The sequence below is a fragment of the Kerstersia sp. genome (assembly GCF_052103615.1).
GTDB lineage: Bacteria > Pseudomonadota > Gammaproteobacteria > Burkholderiales > Burkholderiaceae_B > Kerstersia.
In genome coordinates, this window is sequence record NZ_JBQEKA010000066.1 from 7,648 (window position 1) to 16,723 (window position 9,076).

Genomic DNA, 9,076 nt, shown 5'->3' on the forward strand with positions numbered 1-9,076 from the left:
AGTTCCACTGGTCACGGTTCGCCCGTGCCTGGCGTGGTCCATGGCGGCCCGGGCCGGGCGGGCGGCGGCGAAGAATTGGGCGGGCTGCGCAGCGTCATGCATTACATGCAGCGCACGGGCGTGCAGGGAGCCCCCGCTTTGCTGGCTGCCGTGACCGGGCGCTGGCTGGATGGCGCGCCCGCGCAAAACGAAGGCCGCCACCCGTTCCGCAAATCGCTGGCGGAATTGAAGATAGGCGATCAGCTGGTGACCGCCAAACGCACGGTGTCGCTGGATGACATCGAACATTTCGCCCATTTCACCGGCGATACCTTTTACGCGCACATGGACGAAGCGGCGGCCAAGGCCAATCCCTTCTTCGATGGCCGCGTCGCGCATGGCTATCTCATCGTCTCCTTCGCTGCCGGTTTGTTCGTGGATCCGGCGCCGGGCCCCGTCCTGGCCAACTATGGCGTGGACAACCTGCGCTTCCTGACTCCGGTTTATGCCGGCGACACCCTGGGCGTGCGCCTGACCTGCAAGGAAATCAATCCGCGCAGCAGCGCCGAGCATGGCGAAGTCCGCTGGGATTGCATCGTGACCAATCAGGACGGCAAGCTGGTGGCCCAGTATGACGTCCTGACCATGGTTGCCAAAACCTGGGAATAAGGCGGAGCGTCACCATGGCACAGATTTTCTCTTTTGACGGCGTCGTGCCGGTGGCGCACCCCAGCGCGTGGCTGCATCCCTCGGCCACGCTGATCGGTGATGTCATCATCGGCCCGGCCTGCTATGTGGGGCCGGGAGCAGTGCTGCGCGGGGATTTTGGCCGCATCGTGCTGGAGGCAGGCTCCAATATTCAGGACAATTGTGTGGCGCACAGTTTCCCGGACGCCGATGTCGTGGTGGCGGAAGAGGGGCACATCGGCCATGGCGCCATCCTGCATGGCTGCACGGTAGGCCGGAATGCCATGGTGGGGATGAATGCCGTGGTGATGGATCGCGCCGCTGTCGGTGAAAATGCGATTGTGGGCGCCATGGCCTTTGTCAAAGCCGGGATGGAAATCCCGGCAGGACATTTGGCCATGGGGTCGCCGGCCCGTGTGGTGCGTGCCTTGAGCGAACAGGAAATTGCCTGGAAGCGGGAAGGCACGCTGATTTATCAGCGCCTGGCGCTGGAGGCGCCCGATAGCATGGTGCAGTTGCAGGCGCCTTTGGCAGAGCCTGAGGCAGGCCGCCGCCGGGTGCGCGCGCCGGCTTATGACCCGCTGCTGATCGAACGCCTGAAGCGTGACCGCGGAAGCTGAGATCTCAACCCTGAACCCTGAGCCCTGAGCCCTGAAACCCCTGGCGCCCCTGCGGGCGCATAGGGCATTTCCATATCGAGCAGATCGGCGGCGTGCCATGTGTTTGCTGATGCCTGGGCCTAAGGTATGCCCGGCGCTTGGGGAATTCCTAGCGCGGGAGGCCCGGGTGGAGCTTGGGTCGCTTGCCGTGGCCGCCGCCTTGCAATAAGCGCGGGCGTGGCGGATTCTGTCCTGTTGGTTTTCGTCCTATTGGTTTTCGTCCTATTGCCGTGCCGCGTTTTTCACCAGAACCACTCTCCGGTTAAGGGCGCGGTTGGCGGGGCTGTCGTTAGCGGCACGGGGCTGGGTGGCGCCGCGCCCGACCGCATGCAGGCGCGCTGGCGCAATGCCCAGGGTGCCCAGCAAGGCGGCCACCGTTTCCGCCCGCCGCTGTGAGAGCGCCTGGTTGTGCGCGGCGCCGCCGGTGTCATCCGTATGGCCTTCGATGGTCAGCGTCAGGGCGGGCTGATCGCGCAGCAGTTTGCCTATTTCCAGCGCCAGCAAGGCGCCTTCCGGCGTGAGCGAGGCTTGATCGGTATCGAACAGAATGTCCAGCGTGGCCCGCCCCTGCTGCGCCAGCGATTGGCCCAGTTGCGCGGCATCGACGGCGGAGACTTCCAGCGGCTTAATCGCAGCGGTTTCCAGAATGGTGATAACGCCGCTTTCTTCATCCAGCGTGGACAGCTGGATCCAGACATCCGAGCCGGGGCGGCGAATCACATAGGTCTGCACATGATCGGGGACAAGCAGCGAATATCCATACTGTTTTTCCAGCAGTTCGGCCTTGCCTATCCGTTCACGTTCCTCGCTGGAGACCTTGCCTGTATGCACTTGCACACCGCCCAGCGCGGTGATGGCCTGCTCATAGCTGCTTTCGACCAGGGCCTGGTTGAACCGCCCAGGCGAACTGCGGGATTTTTCCAGATTGATTTTGAAGGTTTTGCCTTCCTGGCGGTAGAGCTTGCCGTCCACGGCGAAGTATTCGCGGCCAAAATCGCTGATGGCCTGGCTGGGAATGCCTTCGATGTAGTTGTAGGAATAGCCGGCGGGCGCCTGCAGGAAGGGGAAGCTGCCCAAGGTGTGCCGGCTGACGGGAATCTGGTCAATCGCGGCGGCGGCAGGATTGCCGGGGGCGGCATGGCTGGCCAGGGGCAGCGCTGCCATGGTGATGCTCAGGCCCAGGGCTGCCTGGGCGGCGCGGCGTGCCAGGGGGGCAGCGACTGGCGCAAGAAAACGTAGGGAAGCGTGGCGCATGGGCAAACAATGGCAAAAACAGGTTTAAGAATGTGGCGGAAACACAGTGACTGAAACACAATGGCTGGCATGCAGTGGCTGAGTTCAGACGTCAAACCCGATGCTTAAACCGGCTTGCCAAACCCAGTGCTTAAAACCCGGTGGCTGGAAAGCCTTCGCCCCGGCGGCTGCCGTCTCGGCTTGCCTGGCGGGCCGAGACGGGTTCGCGACTGACTCGTACTGGCCCGGGCCTGAGGCGCATCCAGGGCAGGCCACGCATTCTAGCGGCCTTCATGTTCAGACAAATGTCATAGTTGTGAAGGCGTCTTGCAGGCCAGGAGGCCCGGCTGCAACGGAATGTTTCGACTGATTCCTGTCTGCTGCGGGCATAATGGCGGACGAACACTGGCACTGACTGGCCGGTACAGGATTCATTTCACAGGAGGAACCCCCATGAAATTCTCCAAGCAAGGTTTGGCTGCCGCGCTGGCTACCGTTTTCCTGACAGTAGGCGCCGTGGCCGCGCCGGAGGCGGATGCCTGCACGCGCGTGGTTTATCACGGTATTGACGGGCAGATCGTGACCGCCCGTTCCATGGACTGGAAAACCGATGTCGCGACCAACCTGTGGGTGTTCCCGCGCGGGATGGCGCGTTCAGGTGAAGCCGGGCCGAACTCGCTGAAATGGACGTCCAAGTACGGCAGCGTGATTGCTTCGGGCTACGATATTTCGACGACCGACGGGCTGAATGAAGCTGGCCTGTCGGCCAGTGTGCTGTGGCTGGTGGAATCCGAGTACCCGAAACTCGAAAGCGATAAGCCGGGCCTGACGATTGCGGCCTGGGCCCAATATGTGCTCGACAATTTCGCGACGGTTGAAGAAGCCGTCAAAGTCCTGGAAACCGAACCTTTCACGCTGGTCACGGATAACGTGCCCGGCGAAGATAGGCTGGCCACGCTGCACCTGTCGATTTCCGATGCCAGCGGCGACAGCGCCATTGTGGAATATATCGACGGCAAGCAGGTCATTCACCATAGCCCTTCCTATCAGGTCATGACCAATTCGCCGATTTTCGAGAAGCAGCTGGCGATGAACGAATACTGGCAACAGATAGGCGGCACCAGCATGTTGCCTGGTACCAACCGGGCCTCCGACCGCTTTGCGCGCGCTTCGTTCTATATCAACGCCGTGCCCAAAACCGATGACAGGCGGGAAACCATCGCCAGCGTGTTCAGCGTGATCCGCAACGTGTCCGTGCCCTATGGCCTGACCACGCCCGATCAGCCCAACATCTCGTCCACGCGCTGGCGCACGGTGGCGGACCAGAAACGTTTGCAGTATTACTTTGAATCTGCCCTGACGCCCAATACCTTCTGGGTCGATCTGAAAACGCTGGATTTTTCCGAGAAGAGCGGCAAGGTGCTGAAGCTGGATCTGGGCCCGGATCAGAAGAATATTTTCTCCGGCGAAGCCAACGCCAGCTTCAAGGAAAGCAAGCCTTTCCCCTTCCTGGGCATTTAAGCCAGGATGCTGCGGGGCCCCGGCGCGATGAACCGGGCCTGGCATGAAAAAGAGCCTCTGGCAGTTTTGCCAGAGGCTCTGTTTTTTCAGTGAGCGCCTCAAGGAACAATACGCTCTTGAGCAGTTGCCCGGGGGCAGCACTGAGATGCTGCACTGAACGGCTGCACTGAACGGCTGCACTGAGGGTGAGGGGCTGCACTGAGGGGCTGCATTGAGAGGCAGCACTGAACGGCAGCACTGAGGAGTCTCATCGAGGTGACGCCAGCAGGCGCTAGCCTGCGTGGCTTGACTCACCTTGCCCCGCAGCATGGCCGGCCTGGCCTTGGCGGGCGCGGCCCGCCTCAGGTCTGGGCGCGGGGCCGTGCTGCGAGCGCCAGTCTTACTGGCGGCTGGTGACTTCAACCAGGTGGTAGCCGAATTGCGTGCGCACGGGGCCTTGAACCACGTTGACCGGGGCGCTGAACACCACGCGGTCGAATTCCGGCACCATCTGGCCCGGGCCGAAGGTGCCCAGATTGCCGCCGTCGCGGCTGGACGGGCAGCTGGAATTTTCGCGGGCCACCTGGGCGAAATCGGCGCCGTTTTCGATGGCGGCCTTTAGCTCATTGCACTTGGCTTCGGAGTCCACGAGGATGTGGCGGGCGCTGGCTTGGGTCATGTGTCTTCCTTTTTTCAAATATCCGGGAACGAAGGCGGGAGCATAACGCATGTTCTCCGCATTCGACTGAGCCGGGGTGGGCCGTATCAGGAACGGCAGAGATAGGTTCGAGGCAATCTGTCTATGTTAAGTTCCATCTTTTCCCTGGGGGCCTTGTGGATAATCTTCGTGATGTGGCCGGCGTGGATGCCGACAGTACTTATGTGGCGGCGGGCGGGCATCGCCTGCGGCGCGGGGTGTTTTATCGTTCCAATGCGCTGTCGCAGGCGGTTAGCCGGGCCGAGCATCTGGATAGCCTGGGCTTGACGGCCGTCTATGACTTGCGGACGCCGTCCGAGGTGGCGCGCCAGCCTGATGTGCTGCCCGCAGGGACGGCCTATGTGCAGATCAATATCCTCGGGCAAGATAATGTGGTGTTCGGCACGCTGTCATCAGCGGCAGATACCGTGGCGGCGATGCAGCAGCTGCAACGCGACATGGTGACGCAGGCGGCGATGCGCGAGCGCCTGGGGGAACTGTTCACGGCTCTGGCCAATGGCGCAGATGCCCAGCTGTATCACTGCACTGGCGGCAAGGATCGTACCGGCTGGGTATCGGCCTTGCTGCAATTGCATGCGGGCGTGTCGCAAGAGGACGTCATGCATGATTATCTGCTGACCAATCAGCGCATGACGGCGTTCATCGAGCAGAATTATGCGGCGGTGGCGGCGCAGCATGGCAAGGCAGCGGCCGAAGCCATTTTGCCGGCCCTGAGCGTACGGGAAAGCTTTCTGCAAACCGGACTGGATCAGCTGCAGCAGGATTTTGGTTCAGTGCAGCACTATCTGGGCCGCGGGCTGGGCCTGGATGACAGCTTGCAGGAGCGGCTGCGCGCCCGTTTGCTGGCCTGAGGCGGGAAGCTGGCGCATGAACAGCGCCAGCAGGCGTTGCGAACCCGGCGCGGCGGCGCTGGGGGCGGCGCTCTCAGTGCAGCGCTCTAATGTGGTGCACTGAGTGTGGTGCACTGAGTGTGGCGTTCTAAGTGTGGAGCACTAAGTGCGGCGCATAGGTGAGCGCTGTCAGTGCAGCGCTGTGAGCCGCGCCAGCGCAGGCTGGCGGGGCTAGCCAGGTTTTACAGCCCGGTCTGGCGCTTGACGGAGTCTTCGTGCAGGGACTCATTCAATTGGTCGATGATGATGGCCCAGTCGGCGTCCGATTTGTATTGTTCGGACAGGAACTGGCGCTGGCCTTCGTTCCAGTAGGGGGCATCGACCAGATGCTTGCTGGACGGCAGCCGATGCTTGCCGATGAAGTCGGCGATGGCCGATTCGCTGGCATCCAGGCCCAGTTGCAGAAACAGGTTGGTCATGCGTGGCGTAACGGTTTTCATGGCGGGCTCCTTGGGACAGCCGGAAAGGGAGCCGGATGAGTGGCGGCAGGGGCCGCCAGCACCGGCACGGAGGTTGTTGCTTCAACTATAGCTGTTTTACGGCGCGGCGTCGGGCGGCGGCAAGGGCTCAGTCAGCGCTTGTGGGGTTCAGTAAAACAATGAAACTGTTGCGCGGCGCTGCTGTGCTAATGTGTTTGTGAACCCGGCAATGGACGGGTGATGCTGCCGGGCTGGCCCGGCGGCGCAGGCAGACATGTTCAATGAGGAGGACTTTCATATGAAGCGTATCGTCTTGAGTTCTTTGGCAAGCGTATTGCTGGCGGCGAGTATGGCAGCACAGGCGCAGTCCGCGTCTCCGGGCCTGAAATTGTCGCCGGAGCAGATGCAGCAGCTCGACCAGGACAAGAGCGGGGATGTCAGCCGGGATGAGTATCAGGCGTTCATGGAAGCGTCGTTCACGCGTCTGGATGCCAATCATGATGGGGTGCTGGAGCGCGCCGAATTCCCGGCCAGCGTGACGGATGCCCAGTTTGCCGTTATGGATGTCAACCGTGACGGCAAGGTTACCAAGGCCGAATTCATGAATCAGGTCATGGCAGACTTCGATGAGGCGGCCCGCCAGGCGGCGCAATAAACGCCGCCGCTTTGCGGCCAGAATGACAACAGGGCCTGCCCTTGCCGGGGCAGGCCCTGTTTTTTTGGCTGCCGTACCTGGCGCACCTGGCGCCCCAGGCGCAGGCTTGACGCTGGCAGCCGTCCTGGGGAAGCGCCGTTCAGACCTGGCGTGAGCGTGTCAGCAGCCAGAGCAGATAGATCCCGCCGACGATGCCTGTCATCCGCCCGATAGGGATGGTCATGGCCAGCGGCACATGCTGGATCAGCAGATCCGCGGTCATCAGCAGCAATGCCCCCATGGCGGCGGCGCTGATGACAGGCAGGTGGCGGGCGCGGGTCAGACGCTGGGCCAGCTGGGGCGCGGCCAGGGCCACAAAGGCGATGGGGCCGGCCGCGCCGGTGGCCAGCGCCGCCAGCACGACGGCGTAGGCGATCATGAACAGGCGGGTGCGCTCCACGCGTATGCCCAGCTGGCTGGCGAGGTCATCGCCCATTTCGGTCATATGCAGGGTGCGTGCTGACCAGAGAATGGGCGGGATCAGGAGCAGCGTGCCTATCATGACGGGCAGCACATGCTGCCAGGTACGCGCATCCAGGGACCCGGCCAGCCAAAGATTGGCCATGACAGCATTATCGAGTTTGCCTTTGACCAGCATCAGGCCATTGAGGGCGTTGAAAATGGCGCCGACGCCGATACCCACCAGCACCAGGCGGTAGCCGCCGACAGCGCCATTGCGCACGGATAGCAGATAGACAATGGCGGCGGTGACCATCCCGCCCAGAACAGCGGAGAGGGCGACGGCCAGGCTGCCCTGATCGAAAACAATGATCTGCATCAGCGCGCCCGTTGCGGCGCCAGTCGTGAAACCGATGATATCCGGGGAACCCAGGGCATTGCGCGACACGGACTGGAATACGGCGCCGGAAATCCCCAGGGCGGCCCCGGCGAAAATGGCGGTCAGCACGCGCGGCAGCCGGATGTTGAGGACGATGCGTTCGCTGATGCCGCCGTTGCCATGGCCCAGCAGAATCTCTGCGACCTGGCCCAGCGACAGGGAAATGCGGCCGCTGCTGATGGCAAAAGCGGCGCAGGCCAGGGTCAGGAACAGCAACAGGCAGGTAATGGCAATGAGCCGGGGCTGCAAAATCAGAGACAGGCCGCCGGGCCGCCAGACCGGCGTGCTGAGCGCGCGCAGGGGCGCGGGGACAGGCGGCGGGGAAGAGGCGGGAGCAGTCATAGCTGGGCAATCTTGCGCCGGCGTACCAGCGCGACAAAGAAGGGGCCGCCGATCAGCGCGATCATGATGCCGACGCTGACTTCACCGGGCGGGGCGATCAGGCGCCCCAGAATATCGGCGGCCAGCATCAGGATGGCGGAAAACAGCATGGCGTAGGGCAACAGCCAGCGATGGTCAGGCCCGATGATAAAGCGCGCCAGATGGGGCGCGGTCAGGCCGATGAAACTGATCGGGCCGACGGCGGCTGTCGCTGCGCCGGCCAGGACGATGACAGCGGCGGAGGACAAGATCCAGATACGCCCGTTCGCCGCGCCCAGGGCGTGGCTGAGGTCATGGCCCAGCGCCGCGATATCCAGCGATTTGCCCAGGGTGAGGGCGATGCACAGCCCCAGCGCAATCAAGACCGCCGTGGGGGCCAGGACGCCATAGCCGCGTCCTTGCAGCGACCCGGCTGCCCAGTGGCGGAACTGATTGAAGGCCTCATCCGTGCTGTTGACCGTGATGATCTGCGTAATGGCCATCAGCACGAAGGTGAGCGCGGCGCCAGCCAGCACCAGCCGCACCGGGTTGACCCCGTGGCGCACGCCGCCCAGCAGATAGACGGCCGCGCCGGCCAGGGCCGCGCCCAGCAGGCCAAACCACATATAAACAGCGACGTCCTCAATGCCCAGGATGGCGATGCACAGGGCGATAGCCGCCGCCGCGCCCGAATTCACGCCCAGGATGCCGGGGTCAGCCAGCGGGTTGCGCGTGAGGGCCTGCATGATGACGCCCGCCACGCCCAGCGCGCAGCCGGTCAGAATGGCCAGCAACGTGCGCGGAATACGCAGATGCAGCATGATGAGCTGATCGTTCTGGCTGGGGTCCAGATGGAAAACGGCATCCCAGGCCAGGCCCGGGGAGAGCATCTGCGTGCCGACCGACAGGCTGGCCACGCAACATAGCAACAGCACTGCCAGGCACAGCAACAGCCCGTTGCGCCGTTGCCGCTGGCGCAGAGCGTGCCTGTTATTTGGCAAACCGTTTCACCATGTCGTTGACGATTTCCGTGGCGCTGTAATAGTCGATACGAAAGGAATTCGCGCCCAGCCCATAGACCTGGCCGGACTTCACCGAG

Annotated in this window: 10 protein-coding genes; 5 read left to right on the top strand and 5 right to left on the bottom strand. The window is 63.0% G+C overall.

Translation table 11 applies throughout. The features are described from left to right. Both ACTJGZ_RS12340 and ACTJGZ_RS12345 read left to right on the top strand, forming a co-directional pair. The coding region (locus ACTJGZ_RS12340; RefSeq protein WP_441663217.1) for a MaoC/PaaZ C-terminal domain-containing protein at nucleotides 1-648 on the top strand (648 nt) is incomplete at its 5' end. A 14-nt stretch (nucleotides 649-662) separates the two neighbouring features. Then, the gene (locus ACTJGZ_RS12345; RefSeq protein ID WP_441663218.1) at nucleotides 663-1,286 is read left to right on the top strand and encodes an acyltransferase; all 624 of its coding nucleotides are present in this window, start codon (nucleotides 663-665) and stop codon (nucleotides 1,284-1,286) included. Nucleotides 1,287-1,547: 261 nt separating this feature from the next. Here ACTJGZ_RS12345 and ACTJGZ_RS12350 read toward each other — a convergent pair whose 3' ends face one another. Continuing rightward, nucleotides 1,548-2,579 carry an OmpA family protein gene (locus ACTJGZ_RS12350; RefSeq protein WP_441663219.1) on the bottom strand — a complete coding sequence of 344 codons (1,032 nt, stop codon included), beginning with the start codon at nucleotides 2,577-2,579 and terminating at the stop codon, nucleotides 1,548-1,550. Nucleotides 2,580-3,011: 432 nt separating this feature from the next. Here ACTJGZ_RS12350 and ACTJGZ_RS12355 point away from each other — a divergent pair, with 432 nt between their 5' ends. After that, nucleotides 3,012-4,079, top strand: coding sequence for a linear amide C-N hydrolase (locus ACTJGZ_RS12355; protein WP_441663220.1), 1,068 nt, complete (start codon nucleotides 3,012-3,014; stop codon nucleotides 4,077-4,079). Nucleotides 4,080-4,458: 379 nt separating this feature from the next. Here the strand turns inward: ACTJGZ_RS12355 and ACTJGZ_RS12360 are convergent, their stop codons facing one another. Continuing rightward, nucleotides 4,459-4,737: a peptidylprolyl isomerase gene (locus ACTJGZ_RS12360; protein ID WP_068371766.1), complete on the bottom strand. Its 279-nt coding sequence runs from the start codon at nucleotides 4,735-4,737 to the stop codon at nucleotides 4,459-4,461. Between the two features lie 155 nt (nucleotides 4,738-4,892). Between ACTJGZ_RS12360 and ACTJGZ_RS12365 the strand changes: the two genes are divergently transcribed. Next, nucleotides 4,893-5,627, top strand: a complete 735-nt coding sequence (locus ACTJGZ_RS12365) for a tyrosine-protein phosphatase (RefSeq protein WP_441663221.1) — start codon at nucleotides 4,893-4,895, stop codon at nucleotides 5,625-5,627. 221 nt (nucleotides 5,628-5,848) lie between these two features. On the opposite strand, the gene ACTJGZ_RS12370 is transcribed toward ACTJGZ_RS12365, so the two are convergent. Beyond that, on the bottom strand, nucleotides 5,849-6,106 hold the full coding sequence (locus ACTJGZ_RS12370) for a DUF2789 domain-containing protein (RefSeq protein ID WP_441663222.1): 258 nt from the start codon (nucleotides 6,104-6,106) through the stop codon (nucleotides 5,849-5,851). A 277-nt stretch (nucleotides 6,107-6,383) separates the two neighbouring features. Between ACTJGZ_RS12370 and ACTJGZ_RS12375 the strand changes: the two genes are divergently transcribed. Further along, nucleotides 6,384-6,740, top strand: a complete 357-nt coding sequence (locus ACTJGZ_RS12375) for an EF-hand domain-containing protein (RefSeq protein WP_441663223.1) — start codon at nucleotides 6,384-6,386, stop codon at nucleotides 6,738-6,740. 139 nt (nucleotides 6,741-6,879) lie between these two features. On the opposite strand, the gene ACTJGZ_RS12380 is transcribed toward ACTJGZ_RS12375, so the two are convergent. Both ACTJGZ_RS12380 and ACTJGZ_RS12385 read right to left on the bottom strand, forming a co-directional pair. Then, entirely contained in the window at nucleotides 6,880-7,959 is a 1,080-nt protein-coding gene (locus ACTJGZ_RS12380) for a FecCD family ABC transporter permease (protein WP_441663224.1), read from the bottom strand. Further along, nucleotides 7,956-8,978 (bottom strand): FecCD family ABC transporter permease, encoded by a 1,023-nt coding sequence (locus ACTJGZ_RS12385; protein ID WP_441663225.1) that lies wholly within the window; start codon nucleotides 8,976-8,978, stop codon nucleotides 7,956-7,958. The genes ACTJGZ_RS12380 and ACTJGZ_RS12385 overlap by 4 nt, the downstream gene beginning before the upstream one ends. Nucleotides 8,979-9,076: the final 98 nt, after the last annotated feature.